Below are 19932 nucleotides of genomic sequence, written 5' to 3' on the forward strand. Positions count from 1 at the left end.
GCAAGAGTGAATTGGCCGAGGGCGGGTTTTTCGCCGGGTTTCATCGGCCGATACTCGCTGCATCACTTATTCACGCAGGGAGTTTCTCCATGAACGTATTCGTCACCGGCGCTGCCGGTTTTATCGGCGGTTCCATCGCCACCGGCCTGGTGCAGGCCGGGCACACAGTTACAGGTCTGGTGCGCAGCGCCGAGCAGGCTGATGAGCTGAAAGCATTGGGCATGAACGCGCTGATCGGCACCCTTGATGACAGCCAGTTGCTGGCGCAACAGGCGCGTGCCGCCGATGCGGTGATCAATGCTGCGAGCAGCGATCATCGCGGTGCGGTTGAAGCGTTGCTCGACGCTTTGCGCGGTTCTAATAAAGTCTTTCTGCACACCAGCGGTTCGAGCATCGTTGGCGATGCCTCCGGCGGCAAATCCAGCGATGTCATTTATTACGAAGACCACCTGCCGGAACCGACTGTCGATAAGGCCGATCGCGTAGCCATCGACAACCTGGTGCTCGCTGCGTCGAAGGATGGCGTGAACTCGGCGGTGATCTGCAACACCTTGATTTACGGCCACAGCCTGGGCGTCAAACGCGACAGCGTGCAATTGCCGCGACTGCTCAAGCAGGCGCGCAAAAGCGGCGTGGTGCGCCACGTCGGGACAGGGCAGAACATCTGGTCCAACGTGCACATCGAAGACGTCGTCGCCTTGTATCGGCTGGCGCTGACCAGGAATGTGCCGGGCACTTTCTACTTTGTCGAAAGCGGTGAAGCCTCGTTCATCGACATGACCACCGCCATGGCCGAAGCCCTCGATCTGGGCAAACCGCAAGACTGGCCATTGCCTGACGCCGAAGCCGAATGGGGCTACGAAATGGCCAACTACGGCCTCGGCTCCAACAGCCGCGTACGCGGCAAACACGCCCGGGAACTGCTGGGCTGGACGCCGAAGCGCACGTCGGTGGTGGAATGGATTCGTAACGAAATGGTGTGAGTTCAGCGCGCACCGAGTGAAGCCATTCGCGAGCAAGCTCGTTCCCACAGGTGACCACGTTCTGTCTGAAAAATGTAATTCCTGTGGGAGCTGGCTTGCCAGCGATAGCGGTGGATCAGTCGCCACCCATGTTGAACGTGGCGCCGTCATCGCTGGCAAGCCAGCTCCCACAGGGACTTTGTGGTGGCCAGGAAGCCTTGAAAATCCCGCCCTCCGATTTTCATTAATCACGACACGCCATACCTATCAGCGACACCTCTTGTCTCTCCACGAAAATTACTTTCATGCGGTTTGAAATCTCTATCTCGAAATGATTTATGAGTTTCACAACCCATTCGAACGTGACCCTTTCGAGGAGTACCGCATGACGCCTTCCTTCGGCTATTGGCTGCTGGTCTACGCCGCTGTGGCCATCATCGCGCTGATCGTGTTGATCGCCCGTTACCGGCTCAATCCGTTCATTGTCATCACCCTGGTTTCCCTGGGCCTGGCGCTGGTGGCCGGGATGCCGCCGTCGGCGGTGGTCGGTGCGTATGAGGCTGGCGTCGGCAAGACGCTGGGGCATATTGCGCTGGTGGTGGCGTTAGGGACGATGCTCGGCAAGATGATGGCCGAGTCCGGCGGCGCGGAGCAGATGGCGCGGACGCTGATCGAGAAGTTCGGTGAGAAAAACGCGCATTGGGCGATGGTCTGTATCGCGTTTCTGGTCGGTCTGCCGCTGTTCTTTGAAGTCGGTTTCGTCTTGCTGGTGCCAATCGCTTTCACCGTGGCGCGCCGCGTCGGCGTGTCGATTCTGATGGTCGGGCTGCCGATGGTGGCCGGCCTCTCGGTGGTGCATGCGCTGGTGCCGCCGCACCCGGCGGCGATGCTCGCGGTGCAGGCCTATCAGGCTTCGGTCGGGCAGACCTTGTTGTACGCGATCGCGATCGGCATTCCGACCGCAATCATCGCCGGCCCGCTGTACGCGAAATTCATCGTGCCGCGCATTCAATTGCCGACGGACAATCCGCTGGAAAAGCAATTTCTCGACCGCGAACCGCGCGACAAACTGCCGGGTTTCGGCATTACCATGGCGACCATTCTGCTGCCGGTGGTGCTGATGTTGATCGGCGGCTGGGCCAATCTGATTTCCACCCCCGGCAATGCGTTCAACCAGTTTCTGCTGTTCATCGGCAATTCGGTGATCGCGCTGTTGCTGGCGACTTTGCTGAGCTTCTGGACGCTGGGCATTGCTCAGGGTTTCAATCGCGAATCGATCCTCAAGTTCACCAACGAATGCCTCGCGCCCACCGCCAGCATCACCTTGCTGGTCGGTGCTGGTGGCGGCTTGAACCGGATTCTGGTGGATGCCGGCGTCACCGATCAGATCGTCGGCCTCGCTCACGAATTTCACCTGTCGCCGCTGATCATGGGCTGGTTGTTCGCTGCGCTGATGCGCGTTGCCACTGGCTCGGCCACCGTGGCGATGACCACCGCATCAGGCGTTGTCGCGCCGGTGGCCATCGGTCTGGGTTATCCACACCCTGAGCTTTTGGTGCTGGCGACCGGCGCCGGCTCGGTTATCTTTTCCCACGTCAACGACGGCGGCTTCTGGTTGATCAAGGAATACTTCAACATGACAGTCGCGCAGACGTTCAAGACCTGGACCGTGCTCGAGACGCTGATTTCGCTGGTCGCTTTCGCGCTGACCGTCGGCCTTTCCTACCTGCTGTAACCGGAGCCCGCCGCCCATGGACATCCTCTACCAGATCCGCGCCCGCCAGGATTCCTTCAGTGCCGGCGAGGGGCGCATTGCGCGGTTGATGCTCGACGATGTCGGGTTTGCCGCCAGCGCCAGCCTCGAAGACCTCGCACAACGCGCCGAGGTCAGCACCGCCACGCTGTCGCGCTTTGCCCGCACGGTCGGCTGCCGAGACCTGCGCGATCTGCGCCTGCAACTGGCCCAGGCCAGCGGCGTTGGCAGCCGTTTTCTCGACCCGGCAGGCACGCCCGAGCAGTCGGCGTTCTACGGGCAGATTGTCGGCGACATCGAAACCACGCTGCGCCAGCATCTGGCCGGTTTCGATGAATCGCGCTTCGCCGACGCAGTGAAATTGCTCAGCCAGGCGCGGATGATTCACGCGTTCGGCATGGGCGGTTGCTCGACCCTGTGCAGCGATGAATTGCAGGTGCGTCTGGTGCGCCTCGGTTACCCGATTGCGGTGTGTCATGACGCGGTGATGATGCGCGTCACCGCCGCCAGTTTGAACGCCGAGCAAGTGCTGATCGCCTGCTCGCTGACCGGCATCACCCCGGAGCTTTTGGAAACCGTGGAGCTGGCGCGCAACTACGGCGCGCGCATCCTCGCCATCACTCGCGGCGATTCACCACTGGCGGAACTGGCCGACGTCGTCCTGCCGCTGCAAGGCGCGGAAACCTCGTTCATCTACAAACCGACGGCGGCGCGCTACGGCATGCTGCTGGCCATCGACGTGCTCGCCACCGAACTGGCGCTGGCCAGCCCTGAAGACAATCAAGAACGTCTGCGGCGAATCAAACTCGCCCTCGACGAATACCGTGGCGGCGACGATCACCTGCCGCTGGGAGACTGACATGCAGTACGACACCCTGATCCGCAACGCGCTGGTTATCGACGGCAGCAACACGCCCGGCTATAAGGCCGACGTGGCGATTCTCAATGGCCGCATCGAGCGCATTGGCGATCTGCCTGACGCCCGCGCCAGCGAAGAAATCGACGCCGCCGGCCGGGTGCTGGCGCCGGGTTTCATCGACGTGCACACCCACGACGACACCGTGGTCATTCGCCAACCCGAGATGCTGCCCAAGCTTAGCCAAGGCGTGACCACGGTGATTGTCGGCAATTGCGGCATCAGTGCTTCGCCGGTCACCTTGAAGGGCAATCCACCCGATCCGATGAACCTGCTCGGCAGCGCAGCGGCGTTCGTCTACCCGCGTTTCAGCGACTACCGCGCCGCCGTCGAAGCGGCCAACACCACGTTGAACGTCGCCGCGCTAGTCGGCCACACCGCGCTGCGCAGCAATCACCTCGACGATTTGTTGCGCACCGCGACACCCGGCGAAATCGCCGCCATGCGCGAGCAGTTGCGCGACAGCCTGGAGGCCGGCGCGTTGGGTTTATCCACCGGCCTGGCCTACGCCAGCGCCTTCAACGCCTCGACCGATGAAGTCATGCAACTGACCGAAGAACTGACGGCGTTCGGCGCGGTGTACACCACCCATTTGCGCAGCGAATTCGCCCCGGTTTTGGAGGCGATGGACGAAGCGTTTCAGATCGGCCGCCACGCGCAGTCACCGGTGATCATTTCCCACCTCAAATGCGCCGGCGTCGGTAACTGGGGGCGCAGTCCGCAATTGCTCGCAGCGCTGGAAGAGGCAGCGAAAAACCACCCGGTCGGCTGCGATTGCTACCCGTACGCGGCGAGCTCCTCGACCCTGGATTTGAAGCAAGTCACCGACGCGCACCGCATCACCATTACCTGGTCAACACCGCATCCGGAAGTCAGCGGGCGCGACCTGATCGACATCGCTGGCGAATGGAAACTGTCGCTGGAAGAAACCGCGAAACGTCTGCAACCGGCGGGCGCGGTGTACTACGGCATGGACGAGGCCGATGTCAGAAGAATCCTCGCTCATCCGCTTTCGATGGTCGGCTCTGACGGACTGCCCGAAGACCCGTTCCCGCATCCGCGCCTGTGGGGCGCTTTCCCACGGGTCCTTGGCCATTTCAGTCGCGACGTCGGGTTGTTTCCACTGCACACCGCCGTGCACAAGATGACCGGCCTGTCGGCGGCGCGTTTTGGCTTGCAGGAAAGGGGCGAGATTCGTGAAGGGCATTGGGCGGATCTGGTGTTGTTCGATCCGGCGACCGTGCGTGACGTGGCCGATTTCAACGATCCGCAGCGGGCGGCGCAGGGGATTGACGGGGTGTGGGTCAACGGCGTGTTGAGTTATCGCAACGGACAGGCGAATGGCAGCAGGGCAGGGCGGTTTCTGGCTCGCGAAGGTAATTTGCGCGAAGGATTTTTTGATGATGATGGCGCCAAAAGATCGCAGCCTTCGGCAGCTCTTACAGGAGATCGAAGGCTGCGATCTTTTGATCCATGTCTCATAGTGGCACTGTGCAATTAAAGAAAGCCATCCACAAGCCGATTTGCTGACATCCTCCCCGTCTACATTGTGGGGCCATTCAGTCAGGGAGCACCCCATGAGCTTCGGCAAAACCACCCCGATCCTGCGGATCTTCGATGAGGCCAAGGCTGTCGAGTTCTACGTCGATTTTCTCGGTTTCAAGATCGACTGGCAGCACCGCTTCGAAGCGAATTTTCCGCTGTATCTGCAGGTGTCGCGCGGTGAGTGTGTGCTGCATCTGTCCGAGCATCACGGCGATGCCTGCCCGGGTTCGGCGCTGCGTATCGAGACCGATGAGCTGGAGGCGTTTCAGCAGCAACTGATGGCCAAGGACTATAAGTTTTCCCATCCGCAGATTCAGGCGATGCCGTGGGGGAGTCAGGACATGACGATCGCCGATCCGTTTGGCAATCGGTTGGTGTTTACCAATGCGATCAGTCTTTGATCTGCATGCCTGAGATCAAAAGCCCCTCACCCTAGCCCTCTCCCGGAGGGAGAGGGGACCGACCGAGTTGACCGTGCTTCAAACGTCTACCTGAACGACCGTGTCGAATATGGATTCACAGCGATCATTTCAGGTCGGCGTATTTCGTGAGCATCGCACGGTCGGCCCCCTCTCCCTCTGGGAGAGGGCTGGGGTGAGGGCAATCCCTGACACCCCACCAAAATCAGCCCACACCAAATCCCCCAAAAACCCTCAATCAGTCGGCACCAACCGATCCAGCACCCGATTCACCGCCATCTCCGCGACCATCACAATCTGCGCAATGCCCTGCAACGTCTTGCGCTGCGAGCCGTTCACCAGCCCCGCCTGATCGTTGAGCATCACCGTCGCCGACCCCAGGGTTTCGCAGGCATCGGCCAGCAGCGATTCGTTGTCGGCCTCGGGATTGGCCATGTACAGCGTGTTGGATTTGTAGGGCGGGGCCATGAATTCGGCGCTGGATGGGCCGAGGTAATGGTCGAGGGCGCGGTCGGCGGCTTCGTGGAATTTCTTCGAGTCGACGGATTCGTAGGGGGATGCCGGGCCGGTGGTTGGCGGGTTTGGGGTTACTTTGAACATATCCAGATCCTCATTTTGGCTGGCCACCGCTTCCCTACTAAAGGAAGTGGAGGCAGCTGTGCGCAGGTTAGTAGACCGGGGATCTGGGAAACCGGCGCGCCCGAGAGCGCCCTGCGCACAGCCACCATAAAGCTCAGGCGAGACCTGACTGTCTGATGAACGATGCACCCCAAATACTCCGGGCTACTAAACCCGATCACTGATAGGCAGTGACGCAATCACAGTAGCGATGAGGTCTGGGGCGCACAAGCCGGCGGATTCTGGCGCAGGCGTAGGCAGCGGCGCAAGGAATTGTGGGTGGTTTCGCTGAATGTCTGGCGGCTTTAAACAGTTGTGCCAAGACGCGTTTAATCGGTGTGGCAAATGACGCCTTCGCGAGCAGGCTGAACTGGTCAAGTAATATTGGACACCAGTTAGGGTTTTTCAGGCCGCCATTTTCTCCATGGCGACCGGTGACCGGTAGTTGTTGTAGCTATGGAGTCTGGTGTTGTTGTAGCGCATTAGGTAGCGCTGCAAATCAACCCGTGCTTCGTACTCGGAGCGGTACCCCGCTTCAGGTACCCACTCCGATTTCAGACTTCCAAAGAAACGCTCCATCGGTGCGTTGTCCCAACACTCTCCCTTGCGACTCATGCTCTGCCTCAGCCCGTGCGCTAGCAGCTCATTCCTGAATTTATGGCTGGTGTACTGGCAGCCTTGATCGGAGTGAAACAGCACGTCTTTAGGTCTGCCTCGCAACTCAACGGCCATTCGTAAGGCCTCACAGGTCAGTTCCGCATCCGAGATCATTGAAAACGCCCAACCCACCAGTCGGCGGGCGAAGAGATCCAAAACCGCAGCGAAATACATCCACCGGGTGCCGACCTTGATATACGTGACATCGGCGCACCACACCTCATTGATTGATGTGACATCGAACTGGCGCTTGAGCACGTGCGGTGCGACCAAAGCCTCTACGCCTGATGATTTGTATTTATGGCGCCGGCGCTGACGGCTAGTCACTCCGGCTTCACGCATCAAACTACGAGCCATGTACCGCCCGACTCGATGTCCTTTGGCCTGTAGTTCCCGGGAAAGGGTGCGTGCCCCGGCCGATGCTCTCGATTCCTTATGATGCTCAACCAGCATGGCTTTGAGTTTCTCCCGCTCAGGACTCACCTTGCCTTGGCGCTGACGCCAGGCATAAAAGCTGCTGCGGCAAACATCAAACACACGGCAACAGTCGTTAACGCCGTATAGCTCTGCCAGCTCATTGATCAATGAGAATGATCTTTGGCGTCCAATAGCAGCAGAGCACTGGCTTTTTTTAGGATTTCAATATCCCGGTCTTTTTGCCTGAGCAAGGCTTTGAGTTCTTGAATCTCTCGGTGGTCAGCTGTAATCGCTTTGGCCCCCACCGGCGTTGTACCCAGGCGCTCTTTGCGAACCTGGGCGACCCAGCGACGCAACGCGGTAGGGCCGATGTCTAGACTGGCACAGACTTCGGGAACCGATATCCCCTCGTCCAATACCATGCCGACAGCCTTGAGTTTGAATTCAATTGAATAAGAGTTACGCATATCCGAACACCTCAGATTTGGACGCCATCATAGCGCCTGATTGAAGTGTCCAAAATCATTAGGCCAGTTCAGGCTCGCTCCCACAAGGGGGCTGCGGTGAACTCGGAAATGCAGGCAACCGAGAACTACTGTGGGAGCGAGCCTGCTCGCGAAGAGGCCATCAGCATCACCGCCGATTCCGCAGCCGAAACTCCCCCGGCGGCATCCCGCGCCAGCTCTTGAACGTGCGATGAAACGAGCGCGGTTCGGTGAAGCCCAGATACTGCGCAATGTCCTGAATGGGCAACGTGCTGTTGAGCAAATAATGCTCGGCCAGTTCCTGACGCAGCTCATCGAGAATCTGCTGATACGACGTCCCGGCCTGCTGCAATTGCCGCTGCAACGTGCGCACCGAGACGCTGAGCTGCTCCGCCACTTGCTCCTTGCGCGGCAAGCCCTCCTTGAGCAAACCGCGCAGGATGTTTTTCACCTGCTGCGCCAGCGACGCATCTTCCAGCGTCGCCAGCAAACCCATCGCGTGTTCTTCCAGGGTTCGCAGCAATTGCGCATCGGCCTGGCGCAGCGGCAACTGCAAATACGCCAGCGGCACCACCAGCGCCGAATACCCCTGATCGAACCGCACCGGGCAGCCGAAAAACGCCTCGTACTCGGCCTGCGTCACCTCATCCGGCCGCGCATGCTCCAGCCATACGCAGGCCGGTGACAGCTGCGTGTCGGCGATCCAGCGCGCGTAGTGCAGCCACGAACCGAGCACGTTTTCCACCAGATGCCGACGAATCCGTGGCCGCTGGTAACGGCAGGCCCAGATCAGATGCACGTGCTCGCCCTGCACCTCGGCGCGGCTGACGCCCATGTCGCCGACGAGTTTTTCGAACGGCATGATCCGGCTCATGGCATCGCCCAACGTCGCGCAATTCATGGTGATGTAACCGAGCACGCTCCACGAATTGGGCAGGACGAAATTCGCCGCATGCAGCCCGAACAACCCATCGCCGGAGTGCTCGCAGAAATAATCCAGCAAGCGCTCGTGAACCTCACCCGGCAGGCGCAAGGTGTTGTCGCTCAACTGCTGCGCCTGCAACCCGGCCGCCGCCAATGCAGGCTCGATGGCCATGCCCAACTGTTCGGCATGACGCAGGTATTTGAGCAGCGGCGGAACGGAAGTGAAGCCAAGCGATGGCATGGTCGCGGTCCTTTGATCGACGGCGCGTGAGCGAATGAATGCCGCAAGGTAAGTGGATTGCCCGGCGAAAGTAAATGCCCGGACGTTTGGCGCCATTCGCTACATGATCTGGCCGGATGCGACCGTGACAGATCTCCAGCGCTGACTAGTATGCAAGCTTGATCCAACGGCAGAAAAAGGACACACGCATGCGACGCTGGAACGGCTGGGGAGAGGCAGGCACGGTGGTCGAACTGCCGGCCCAGGGCGCGACATTTCTCCACGAACGCTTGGGCGCTGGCCGGGCATTGCCCGATGCGACCCTGGCAGCGGCGTTGGCGCAAGTGCCGACCTCGCGTCTGGTGCCGCATCGCTTGTACAGCGTCGATACTCACGATCGCCTGCTGCACGCGCGTGGCCAGAGCCTGCCGGACTGGTTGGCATTACGCGAAGGTGCGCTGGGCACGTATCCCGATGCCGTGGCCTTTCCCGAAAGCGCCGAACAGATCCGCCAATTGCTGGCGCTCGCCCATGATCAGGATCTGTGCCTGATTCCCTACGGCGGCGGCACATCGGTGGCCGGGCACATCAATCCGCCGAACTCCACGCGGCCGGTGCTGACGGTGTCGCTGGCGCGGATGAATCGCCTGACCGACCTCGACGAACAGAGCCTGTTGGCGACATTCGGCCCCGGCGCCAGCGGGCCGCAAGTGGAAAGCCAATTGCGCGCGCGCGGCTACACGCTGGGGCATTTTCCGCAGTCGTGGGAGCTGTCGACCCTGGGCGGTTGGGTGGCCAGTCGTTCCAGCGGCCAGCAGTCGTTGCGCTACGGGCGGATCGAGCAATTGTTCGCTGGCGGCACCCTGGAAACGTTCGCCGGGCCTCTGCAGATTCCAACCTTTCCCGCGTCGGCGGCAGGTCCCGATCTGCGTGAAATGGTGCTCGGTTGCGAGGGCCGTTTCGGGATCATTTCCGAGGTCAAAGTGCGGGTCAGCGCGTTGCCGGCGGACGAGCGTTTCTACGGCGTGTTTCTGCCCGATTGGCCGCAGGCGCTGCAAGCAATCCGCCAATTGGCGCAGGCGCGCGTACCGCTGTCGATGCTGCGTCTGTCGAACGCGGTGGAAACCGAAACGCAACTGGCGCTGGCCGGCCATCCGCAGCAGATCGCCTGGCTGGTGAAGTACCTCAAGCTGCGCGGCGCCGGCGACGGCAAATGCCTGCTGACCTTCGGCGTCACCGGCAATCGCCAGCAAAACGCACTGTCACTGAAACACGCGCGCCAACATCTGAAAGCCTTCGGCGGCGTGTTCACCGGCACCCTGCTGGGCAAGAAGTGGGCGCAGAACCGCTTCCGTTTTCCCTACCTGCGCGAGAACCTGTGGAACGCCGGCTACGTGGTCGACACCCTCGAAACGGCCACCGACTGGAGCAACGTCGACCACTTGCTCAGCCTCATCGAAAACAGCCTGCGCGACGCCTTGGCCGCCGAGGGCGAGCGCGTGCATGTGTTCACTCATCTCTCGCACGTCTACGGCGAAGGCTCGAGCATTTACACCACTTACGTGTTTCGCCCGGCCGCCGACTATGCCGCGACGCTGGCGCGCTGGCGGGTGCTCAAACACGCGGCCAGCCAGACTATCGTCGACAACCACGGCACCATCAGCCATCAGCATGGCGTCGGCAAGGATCACGCGCCCTATCTGCTGCGCGAAAAAGGCCCGCTGGCGATGCAGACGTTGCAGGCGCTGAGCGAACACTTCGACCCGGAGGGGCGCCTCAACCCGGGCACGCTGTTGCCAGAGTCGCGGCCATGACGGCGAACTGGAACGCGCAGTGGCGCGAACAGATCCTGCCGACGCTGGCGGATCAAACCTGGGACCTGATCGTCATCGGCGGCGGCATCAGCGGCGCCGGGATCGTCCGTGAAGCCGCGCGCCGGGGCTGGCGTTGTCTGCTGCTGGAGCAGCGCGATTTTGCCTGGGGTACGTCCAGCCGATCATCGAAAATGGTCCACGGCGGTTTGCGTTACATCGCCAAGGGCCAGTGGCGCCTGACCCGCGATTCGGTGCGCGAGCGCCAGCGTTTGCTTGATGAAGCGCCGGGGCTGGTCGAGCCGATGAGTTTCATGATGCCGCACTATCGCGGCGGCTTTCCCGGGCCGCGCGTCATGGGCGGCTTGCTCTCGGTGTACGACGCGCTGGCGGGGCGGCGCAACCATCGTTTTCATGACGCGCAGCAACTGCGTTTTCTCGCCCCCGGGGTGAAGGAAAACGGCCTGCTCGGCGGCAGCTGTTTTGTCGATGCGCTGACTGATGACGCGCGGCTGGTGATGCGCGTACTGCGCGAGGCTCGGGCCGATGGCGCGGTGGTGCTCAATGGTGTGCGGGTCACGCAACTGCTGCGTGAAGGCGGGCGGGTGTGCGGGGTTCAGATCGAAGATTGCGAAAGCGGGGCGACGCTGCAATTGCGCTCCGCTGTGTTGGCCGTGGCCACAGGCGCGTGGGCTGAGCGCTTGCGTCCCGCCGAAGCAGCGAAGCAATTGCGACCGTTGCGCGGCAGTCATCTGTTGCTGCCGGGCTGGCGTCTGCCAGTGGCGCAGGCGTTCACTTTTCTGCATCAGCGCGATCGGCGCCCGGTGTTTGTCTTTCCCTGGGAAGGCGCGACGGTGGTCGGCACCACGGACCTCGATCACCGCGAAGATCTCGACCACAGCGCGCGCATTTCCAGCGACGAACTCGACTATCTGCTCGCCGCGTGCCAGCAGCAATTTCCCGGCGCCGAAGTGGGCGTCGACGACGTGCTTTCAACTTGGTCAGGCGTGCGCCCCGTGGTGGGCAGCGCGGCGGGTGCGCAGCAGGACAAACCGTCCAACGAAACCCGCGAACATGTGCTGTGGCAGGAGCCGGGTTGCGTGACGTTGGCCGGCGGCAAACTGACCACATTTCGCCCGCAAGCGATCGAAGTGCTCAAGGCGTGTGCGGCGATGCTTGGGCGTTCCTTTATCGATGACGGCGCGCCGGTGTTCGCCGCTGTGCCGCCGCTGACGATTGCGGGACTGAGCGGCAATCAATGGCGACGCTTAGCCGGGCGTCACGGTCGAGACCTGCCGAGGCTGGCGCAATTGCTCGGCGAACTCGGTCTGGAAACGGTTGGCACCAGCGACACGTTGTGGGCAGAACTGGCGTTCGCCTGCGAGGCGGAAATGATTCTGCACCTGGATGATTTGCTGCTGCGCCGCACCCGTTTGGGCCTGTTGCTGCCGCGCGGTGGCGAGGATTATTTGCCGGCGATCCGCACGCTGTGCCAGCCACGATTGGCCTGGGATGATGAGCGCTGGCTAGCGGAAATTCAGCGTTATCGATTGTTGTGGCTGCGCGATCACGGGTTGCCGGAGATCACCCCATGAAATACCTATTAGCCATCGACAACGGCACCCAGAGCGTGCGCGCGTTGCTCTTCGATCTGCAGGGCAATCTGCTCGGCAAAGGCAAAGTCGACTTGCAGGCGTACTACTCGACGCAACCCGGTTGGGCCGAGCAGGATCCGGAATATTACTGGGCGAAACTCGGCGAGGCCTGCCAGCAACTCTGGCAGCAGACCGGCATCGACCGTGCGCAGATTGCCGGCGTGTCCCTGACTACCCAGCGCGGCACAGTGATCAACGTGGACGCCAAGGGCAAACCGCTGCGCCCGGCAATTGTCTGGCTCGATCAACGTCAGGCTGAGGTCGAGGGCAGCATCAAAGGGCCGTGGGGCTGGCTGTTCAAACTGGTCGGCGCCCAAGCGACGGTGGATTATTTTCGCGCCCAGGCCGAGGCCAACTGGATCGCCCGGCATCAACCCGAGGTGTGGGCGGCGACCGACAAGTATTTACTGCTTTCAGGCTTCCTCACCCATCGCTTGTGCGGGCGCTTCGTCGATTCGGTCGGCTGCTGCGTCGGCTATCTGCCCTTCGACTTCAAACGGCTGAAATGGGCGGCGCCGCGCGACTGGAAATGGCAGGCACTGGCGGTGCGCCCGGAGCAGTTGCCGACCCTGCACAAACCCGGCGAAACCCTCGGCTACATCACAGCCGAAGCCGCCCGCCACACGGGCATTCCCGAAGGGCTACCGCTGATCGCGGCGGGCGCGGACAAGGCCTGCGAAGTGATCGGCTCTGGCGTGGTCGATGCGCGCACTGTGTGCCTGTCCTACGGCACCACCGCGACCATCACCAGCACCCGCTCACGCTACCTGGAAATCGTCCCGCTGATCCCGCCGTACCCCTCGGCCGTGCCCGATCAGTACAACTGCGAAGTGATGATCTATCGCGGCTACTGGATGGTCAGCTGGTTCAAGAATCAGTTCGGCCTGCGCGAGATGCAACAGGCGAAAGCGCAGGGCATCGAACCGGAGCAACTGTTCGACGCACTGGTCGACGAAGTGCCGCCGGGCTCGATGGGCCTGATGCTGCAACCCTACTGGTCACCGGGCATCCGCGAACCGGGCGTTGAGGCCAAAGGCGCGATGATCGGCTTCGGCGACGTACACACCCGCGCGCACATCTACCGGGCCATTCTCGAAGGCCTGGCCTACGCGCTGCGCCAGGGCATGGAGAACATCGAGCGACGCTCAAAAGTCTCGATCAAACGGCTGCGCGTCGCCGGCGGCGGCTCACAAAGCGACGCCGCCATGCAACTGACCGCCAACATCTTCGGCCTGCCGGCAGAACGCCCGCATGTGTATGAAGCGTCCGGGTTGGGGGCGGCGATATGCTGCGCGGTGGGGTTGGGATTGCACAAGGATTTCCCATCGGCCATTGCGGCGATGACTCGGGTTGGAGCGGTCTTTAACCCACAACCCGAGGCGCAGGAGATTTACCAGCAACTGTACACAGACGTTTACCTGCGCATGTACCGGCAGCTCAAACCGCTGTATCAAAGCATCCGCAAAATCACCGGGTATCCCGAATAGTCCCGACACCATACACCCCAGTGGGAGCGAGCCTGCTCGCGAAGGCGGAGTGTCAGTCAATGATGATCTGAATAATCCACCGCCTTCGCGAGCAGGCTCACTCCTACAGGGGTATTGCGGTGTGCCAGTGCCGACGATGCCGCTCGGCGGGCCTGACTCCAATCGAACCTGAATATGCTAGCCTGCAATCGATGATTTCATTGATTGCAGGAGGGCGACGTGGCCAGCATCACCATTCGAAACCTTGACGAGAAGCTCAAGGAGCAGTTGCGCATTACCGCTGCACACAACGGACATTCCATGGAAGAAGAGGCTCGGCTGATTCTGGGCCGAGCGCTCACCACGGTTGATCGTGCCGGAGGGCTGGGCAGTCGGATCCACCAGCGTTTCAGCGCCGAGGACGGAGCCGAGCTCGATCTGCCTGCGCGTGCAGAAAAACCGCTCGGGGTGGATTTTTCTGAATGATAGTGCTCGATACCAACGTTCTATCCGAATTCATGCGTATCGAACCCGAGGCTCAAGTGTTGGCTTGGGTGGATGCGCAACCGGCCATGGACCTGGTCATCAGCGCAATCACCGTGGCGGAGATACTGCACGGCATCGCTCGATTACCTTCCGGCAAGCGCAAACAAAAACTCCAGGCCCACGCTTTGGCAATGTTTGAAGAGGATTTTGCCGGGCGGATTTTGCCATTCGATGCCCACGCAGCCGTCGAGTACGCGACGCTGGTAGCCGATGCAGAGGCGAAAGGGCGGGGGATTGCAATGGCCGATGCGCAAATCGCAGCGATCTGCCGAAATCGTGGAGCCGCGATTGCTACACGTAACGTCCGGTACTTCGAGTTTTCCGGGGTTAAAGTGATCAATCCGTGGCAGGTCTGAAAATCTGCTCTGTCATTTAAACCGCTTTCGCGAGCAGGCTCGCTCCCACAAGGTTTTGCGGTGTGATCAAAATCCAGCGAGCCCCACAAATCCAATGTGGGAGCGAGCCTGCTCGCGAAGGCGCAGTGTCAGGCAACTTTGATTTGATTGACCCACCGCCTTCGCGGGCAAGCCCGCTCCCACAGGGGTATTGCGGTGTGCTCAAAATCCAGCGACCCACAGAAATCCAATGTGGGAGCGAGCCTGCTCGCGAAGGCGCAGTGTCAGTCGACGTTGGTTTGACTGACCCACCGCCATCGCGGGCAAGCCCGCTCCCACAGGGGTATTGCGGTGTGCTCAAAATCCTGCGAGCCACACAAATCCAATGTGGGAGCGGGCTTGCCCGCGATTCGGTTTCAGCTACAGCGCAAAACCAACGTCATACGCGGAAGTGGCTGACCATCTGCTGCAACTGACCACCCAACCGCGCCAGTTCAACACTCGACGCTGCCGTCTCATCACTCGCCGCTGCGGTCTGCTCGGACACGTCGCGCACGTTGATGATGCTGCGGCTGATCTCTTCGGCCACGGCGCTTTGCTGTTCGGCAGCGGCGGCGATCTGCTGGTTCATCGACTGGATGTTCGACACTGTACGGGTGATGTTTTCCAGCGAGGCGCCGGCCTTGCGCGTCAGGGCGACGCTGCTGTCGGTCAGCGCGCGGCTGTTGTTCATCACTGCCGAAACCTGCTGGGTGCCGTTCTGCAGACCGGCGACCAGACCTTCGATTTCCTCAGTCGACTTCTGCGTACGCTGAGCCAGACCGCGCACCTCATCGGCCACCACGGCAAACCCACGCCCGGCTTCACCGGCACGTGCCGCTTCAATCGCGGCGTTGAGCGCGAGCAGGTTGGTCTGTTCGGCAACAGCCTTGATCACGTCCATGACGCTGCCGATCTTGTCGCTTTCCTGTTGCAGCACGCTCATCGCTTCGGTCGAACGCACCACTTCGCTGGCCAGACGCTCGATCTGCGCGATGGCCTCATTCACAACCTTGTCGCCTTCACGGGCCTCGCCGTCCGCAGCAGCGGCAGCTTGCGACGCTTCCTCAGCATTACGCGCAACTTCCTGCACAGTGGCAGTCATTTCGTGCATGGCAGTGGCGACCTGATCGGTCTCGACTTTTTGGCTGTTCACACCGGCGCTGGTCTGCTCGGTTACAGCCGACAACTCTTCAGCGGCGCTGGCAATCTGGGTAACGCCGTCGCGGATGCCGCTGATCAAGTCACGCAGGGTCACGCCCATGCGCGCGATGCCTTGCTGCAACACGCCGAGTTCGTCGCGGCGGGTAACGGTGACATTCTGGGTCAGGTCGCCGCTGGCGATGCGCTCGACCACGGCGAGGGTTTCCTGCAGCGGACGGGTGATCTGACGGGTGATGATTACCGCAGCAATCACGCCAACCAGCAGCGCCAGCAACGTACTGATCAACTGGAAGGTGCGCGCCTGGGCACTTTCGGCGTCACGGCGATCAAGCTGGATCTGGTACAGCTGTTCGCTCAGGGCGACGATGGTGGTGCCCTGATCGGTCATTTCCTTACGCGCCTGCACCGCCTCGGTGTTGGCGTTCTTGTACGCCATCAACGCACTGCGATAGCTGGTCAGCGCGGTTTCCAATTGGCGCAGGGCATCCTGCTGAGTCGCGGCAAATTGCGCATTCAGTGGCTTGAGACTGGCGATGGCCGCGTCGATCTGGCCGACGGCTTTCTGCTCGGTTTCGGCATTGCTGGTCGCGGTGTAACCACGCACTTCATAGCGCGCGAGGATGAAGGCTTCCTTCGCGGCAGTAACCGCCTGGAACTGCTCGAAACGCTGATCGCTCAACTCCATCTGCTGCACGCGCTGGCTGATCGATTCGATCAGGTTGTAGGCGTTCTGGGCATTGACGCTCATGGTGTCGCGGGCGCTGTTGCCGGTGCGATAGGCGTTGCGCATTTTGTTCAGCGAGGTCTGGTATTCAGCGATGGTCGCCGCCTGCTGCTTGAGCAGTTTGACGTTCTCCGGACTCTTGAATTTGCTGATCAACGCCTGCTGCTGAGCAGCGAAGCTTTCCAGGGTGGTCTGCACATTCTGCGCGGCGGTTTCGTCGCCATTGGTCAGCATGTATTGCAGGCGCACCACGCGCAGTTTGGTCAGGCCAGCGTTGAGCTGGGTGATGTCGCTCATCCAGTTGCTGCGGTCGATCAGGCCGCCGAGGCTGGTCCAGCCGGTCAGCGCCAGAACGCAGGTCAGGGCCAGCACGAGGCCGAAGCCCAGGCCGAGTTTCATGTTCACGCTGATGTTACCGAACCAGCTATTCATGCAAATCCTCCAGAAACGTTGGGTTTCTTGGTCGTCAGTTAAGCTGGAAGATTGTTGTTCTTTTGAGCCAGCAGGGGTGTTAGCAGGTCTGTATCGGCCGCAAACCCGAGAGCTGAAAGGATTTTTGTCTGACAGGTTTCGCGCAACTCAACCCAGGCGCCGCGACCAACGCTGATCCGGCGCCTCGAACCCCGGATTGACCAGCGCCGTCAGCACATGATCCTGCCAACGCCCGGCAATGTTCAGATACGCCTTCGCATAGCCCTCACGCTCGAAACCCAAACGCTCAAGCAACCGCGCACTGCGCTCATTGCCCGGAATGTAATTGGCCATGATCCGATGCAGATTCTGCACATCGAACATATAACCAATCCCCGCCTCCAGCCCCTCCTGCATCAAACCCAGCCCCTGATGCGCCTCATCGATGTGATAACCCAAATAACACGCCTGAAACGCCCCACGAATAACCCCGCTGAAATTGCACGCACCGATCATCTGCTGACCGTCCGACGACAGCAGCGCGAAATGCATGGCTAACCCGGCTTCGAAAGCACTGGCCTGGATCTCCAAGCGACGACGGATGTTGGCGGTGGAGAAGTAGTCGGTGGTGCGGATGGGCGACCACGGCGCCAGGTGGCGGAGGTTGCGCTGGTAGAACGCGCTTTCGAGCTCGGCTTGATCGGGGGAGAGGATGGCAAGGGTCAGGCGCGGGCAGGGCAGGGATAACAGCGGCATCGAGCGCTCCTTGGCGAGGGATCTGCAGGCAGAGTCGCGCATATGGTGGGGAGCGGCAAGATATGGAGAAGCCGAGGCGAAAAAAAGCCCGCTAGGAGCGCGGGCGAACCGTAGTTTCTTGAATGAGCGGGATGGACTTTACAGGGGGAGCGGATTAGGCGTAGTGAAGAAAAATTCATTGTTTACGGGCGATATGCCGGAGTGGCCGCTGTGGCAGGCACCGATTTTTACTTATCCGAGCGATTCGTCGAAGTAATCGCTGTCGAGTCTGGGAACCTTGTAAAGCTGCGAGCTGATGCCCACGTCGTGGTCAAGCATCAGGTTGACCAGACGTTCGCCATCGACCAGCACCAGCCCCTCGACCGAGCGCGCGAAGTCAATGGCCTGAGCGGTGAAGCCGGAAGTGGTGATGAATACACCGCGTTTGGCTTTCTGTCCGGCCAGGGCGCCATAAAACGCCTGCAGGTCGGGACGGCCGACGGTGTTCTGCCAGCGCTTGGCCTGCACGTAAACCTTCTCCAGCCCGAGTGCGTCCAGCGAAATCACGCCGTCGATACCTCCGTCGCCACTACCACCGACTTGCTGCAGCGCCTGACGGTTCGAGCCGTAGCCCAGGCTGTGCAGCACGTCGAGCACAATATGTTCGAAGCGGGTCGGGCTTGCTTGCAGCAGGCTGTCCAGCAAGTCGCCCGCTACGCTCGTGCGCAGCTCGAGGATGGCTTGGTTGAGACGCTCCTGTGGGCTGCTCGTAGCAAGCTCGGTCGTGGCAATCGACATGGACGCATCGGTGCTCTCATCCAGTGAGGCCGCATCCGGTGCTGCCTTCAGCTTCACGCTCATGAAATTCACGGCTAGATGCTCGACCAGTTCTGCGCTCAAAGGGGCAGGGTTGGCCTGAGCAAATGCGCGGCCGATGTCGGTCAACTGCCAATAGCCACGCTTTGCGCTGCTGGAATAGCCAGCGCGCTTCAGCCGATCATGCGCCCAGCCTGAACGGTTCTTGTAGGTAGCCTGACCACTGGCGATGGTCTCTTGCCGCTGTGTTTCGCTAAGGCCCAATGCCTGTGCGGCCGCTTCGTGGGCCTCGGATGCGGTGGCACCTTCCGGATGAGCCGAGAGAAAACGCAGGATGGGCTCAATGAACTGGTCGTAGGTCGGGACGGACATGGTTCTTTCTAATCCTGATAAGACTTAGCCCACTATAGCCGCTCGACGGCCGCGCTTACCTGTAGCGGAGTGTACAAAACGCCAGATTGCGTTGGCGCAAAATGTGTTTGGCCCGGGGTCAGTCGTTCGAGGGGGGGTGTTCAGCCTTCAGCGCTCGGCCAACCGCTGTCAGGCGATAGCGTTGTTTGCTGCTGTTGGGCTTGTCTGGAACGGTCATCTCGACCACGCCACTCGCCAGTAGTGGGGCCAAGACCTGCTCGCGAAACTTGCTGCGGTTGCTGCGCCCAACGAAGGTCATCAGCTCGAGCACAGTGTGCTCACCTGTAATCCTGCTTAGCAGAGTTACCTGCTCTGGCTTCAAAGACGGGCGAGTTTCGCTTGTTCTCCGTCGACAGCGGACTCAGTCCCTACTTGGTCTCGACTTAGTCCCTACTTGGTCCCGACTTAGTCCCTTTCTCAACGGTCCTCTGAATCACCACCCTGAATTGGTTACTCTGCCGGTCGTCGTCAAGAGTGATCATTGGCCAAGCGTCGATTGCGCGCGGGATGCCTGTGCCCAAACCGCGATAGGGCAGGATGTGCACAGCATGGGAGGTGAGCGTTGGGTTACGACGATTGGACAGGCCGAATCGAATTTTTTCGGTGTCGAGTACGTCAGGCAGGTACCCGGGGCTGACCAATTCGGGGTGCAGGCAAGTTCATCCCGAGCTTGGCGAATGATCAAAAAAGCAGCGAAGTAGCTCGTGTCTAGCGGCATAGCATCGGTATGTGAGGGGATTACTTTCCTGTGCCCTTGTTTAGTGTTGGCGCCGAAAGTAGAGCGACCGACCGTGCACGGCATCCAAATCTGCCGCCCACTTTCTACGACTTCTCGGCTGCTTGACTTGTGGTAGTGGAAGAAGGCTAGGAAATAAGGTCGAAATGCTGGCCCGACGAAACCGA

General features: G+C 60.9%; 18 protein-coding genes and 2 pseudogenes. 10 read left to right on the forward strand and 10 right to left on the reverse strand.

The window, feature by feature from the left end:
- Positions 1-89 precede the first annotated feature (89 nt).
- From ACZ9BE_RS01295 to ACZ9BE_RS01315, 5 genes are all read left to right on the forward strand, one after another.
- On the forward strand, positions 90-983 hold the full coding sequence (locus ACZ9BE_RS01295; RefSeq protein WP_476248834.1) for an NAD-dependent epimerase/dehydratase family protein: 894 nt from the start codon (positions 90-92) through the stop codon (positions 981-983).
- A 364-nt stretch (positions 984-1347) separates the two neighbouring features.
- Positions 1348-2697 (forward strand): GntP family permease, encoded by a 1350-nt coding sequence (locus ACZ9BE_RS01300; RefSeq protein WP_476248835.1) that lies wholly within the window; start codon positions 1348-1350, stop codon positions 2695-2697.
- Positions 2698-2713: 16 nt separating this feature from the next.
- On the forward strand, positions 2714-3574 hold the full coding sequence (locus ACZ9BE_RS01305; protein WP_024011492.1) for a MurR/RpiR family transcriptional regulator: 861 nt from the start codon (positions 2714-2716) through the stop codon (positions 3572-3574).
- Position 3575: 1 nt separating this feature from the next.
- Positions 3576-5132, forward strand: coding sequence for an N-acyl-D-amino-acid deacylase family protein (locus ACZ9BE_RS01310; RefSeq protein WP_476248836.1), 1557 nt, complete (start codon positions 3576-3578; stop codon positions 5130-5132).
- Between the two features lie 76 nt (positions 5133-5208).
- The gene (locus ACZ9BE_RS01315) at positions 5209-5577 is read left to right on the forward strand and encodes a glyoxalase superfamily protein (RefSeq protein ID WP_016771789.1); all 369 of its coding nucleotides are present in this window, start codon (positions 5209-5211) and stop codon (positions 5575-5577) included.
- A 252-nt stretch (positions 5578-5829) separates the two neighbouring features.
- On the opposite strand, the gene ACZ9BE_RS01320 is transcribed toward ACZ9BE_RS01315, so the two are convergent.
- From ACZ9BE_RS01320 to gliR, 4 genes are all read right to left on the reverse strand, one after another.
- Positions 5830-6195 (reverse strand): DUF6124 family protein, encoded by a 366-nt coding sequence (locus tag ACZ9BE_RS01320; protein ID WP_236169267.1) that lies wholly within the window; start codon positions 6193-6195, stop codon positions 5830-5832.
- Between the two features lie 423 nt (positions 6196-6618).
- Positions 6619-7455 (reverse strand): IS3 family transposase, encoded by an 837-nt coding sequence (locus ACZ9BE_RS01325; protein WP_041475818.1) that lies wholly within the window; start codon positions 7453-7455, stop codon positions 6619-6621.
- Positions 7452-7754, reverse strand: a complete 303-nt coding sequence (locus ACZ9BE_RS01330) for a transposase (protein WP_252876575.1) — start codon at positions 7752-7754, stop codon at positions 7452-7454. The genes ACZ9BE_RS01325 and ACZ9BE_RS01330 overlap by 4 nt, the downstream gene beginning before the upstream one ends.
- A gap of 166 nt (positions 7755-7920) precedes the next feature.
- Entirely contained in the window at positions 7921-8937 is a 1017-nt protein-coding gene (gene gliR / locus ACZ9BE_RS01335) for an AraC family transcriptional regulator GliR (protein WP_476248837.1), read from the reverse strand.
- Between the two features lie 188 nt (positions 8938-9125).
- On the opposite strand from gliR, the gene ACZ9BE_RS01340 reads away from it, so the two are divergent.
- The 5 genes from ACZ9BE_RS01340 to ACZ9BE_RS01360 all read left to right on the forward strand — a co-directional run bounded on the left by ACZ9BE_RS01340 (position 9126) and on the right by ACZ9BE_RS01360 (position 14750).
- Positions 9126-10730, forward strand: a complete 1605-nt coding sequence (locus ACZ9BE_RS01340) for an FAD-binding oxidoreductase (protein ID WP_476248838.1) — start codon at positions 9126-9128, stop codon at positions 10728-10730.
- A complete protein-coding gene (locus ACZ9BE_RS01345) occupies positions 10727-12322 on the forward strand; it encodes a glycerol-3-phosphate dehydrogenase/oxidase (protein ID WP_476248839.1) in 1596 nt (531 codons plus the stop codon). The genes ACZ9BE_RS01340 and ACZ9BE_RS01345 overlap by 4 nt, the downstream gene beginning before the upstream one ends.
- Entirely contained in the window at positions 12319-13869 is a 1551-nt protein-coding gene (locus ACZ9BE_RS01350) for an FGGY-family carbohydrate kinase (protein WP_476248840.1), read from the forward strand. The genes ACZ9BE_RS01345 and ACZ9BE_RS01350 overlap by 4 nt, the downstream gene beginning before the upstream one ends.
- 219 nt (positions 13870-14088) lie before the next feature.
- Positions 14089-14334 (forward strand): FitA-like ribbon-helix-helix domain-containing protein, encoded by a 246-nt coding sequence (locus tag ACZ9BE_RS01355; RefSeq protein WP_150635997.1) that lies wholly within the window; start codon positions 14089-14091, stop codon positions 14332-14334.
- Complete coding sequence (locus tag ACZ9BE_RS01360; protein WP_150635999.1) at positions 14331-14750, forward strand: type II toxin-antitoxin system VapC family toxin; 420 nt, start codon at positions 14331-14333, stop codon at positions 14748-14750. Before ACZ9BE_RS01355 ends, ACZ9BE_RS01360 begins: the two co-directional genes overlap by 4 nt.
- A gap of 418 nt (positions 14751-15168) precedes the next feature.
- Here the strand turns inward: ACZ9BE_RS01360 and ACZ9BE_RS01365 are convergent, their stop codons facing one another.
- The 6 genes and pseudogenes from ACZ9BE_RS01365 to ACZ9BE_RS01390 all read right to left on the reverse strand — a co-directional run.
- Positions 15169-16032, reverse strand: coding sequence for a methyl-accepting chemotaxis protein (locus ACZ9BE_RS01365; RefSeq protein ID WP_370593494.1), 864 nt, complete (start codon positions 16030-16032; stop codon positions 15169-15171).
- Positions 16033-16074: 42 nt separating this feature from the next.
- A pseudogene (locus tag ACZ9BE_RS01370) lies at positions 16075-16953 on the reverse strand (methyl-accepting chemotaxis protein); the annotation flags it as partial.
- Positions 16954-17235: 282 nt separating this feature from the next.
- Entirely contained in the window at positions 17236-17823 is a 588-nt protein-coding gene (locus tag ACZ9BE_RS01375; protein ID WP_252877409.1) for a GNAT family N-acetyltransferase, read from the reverse strand.
- Between the two features lie 231 nt (positions 17824-18054).
- Positions 18055-18990 carry a restriction endonuclease gene (locus tag ACZ9BE_RS01380; RefSeq protein WP_476248841.1) on the reverse strand — a complete coding sequence of 312 codons (936 nt, stop codon included), beginning with the start codon at positions 18988-18990 and terminating at the stop codon, positions 18055-18057.
- A gap of 118 nt (positions 18991-19108) precedes the next feature.
- On the reverse strand, positions 19109-19300 hold the full coding sequence (locus ACZ9BE_RS01385) for a Fic family protein (protein ID WP_474322478.1): 192 nt from the start codon (positions 19298-19300) through the stop codon (positions 19109-19111).
- A 77-nt stretch (positions 19301-19377) separates the two neighbouring features.
- Positions 19378-19682 (reverse strand): annotated as a pseudogene (locus ACZ9BE_RS01390) (transcriptional regulator); the annotation flags it as partial.
- Positions 19683-19932: the final 250 nt, after the last annotated feature.

Source organism: Pseudomonas sp. TE9122, from assembly GCF_056278925.1.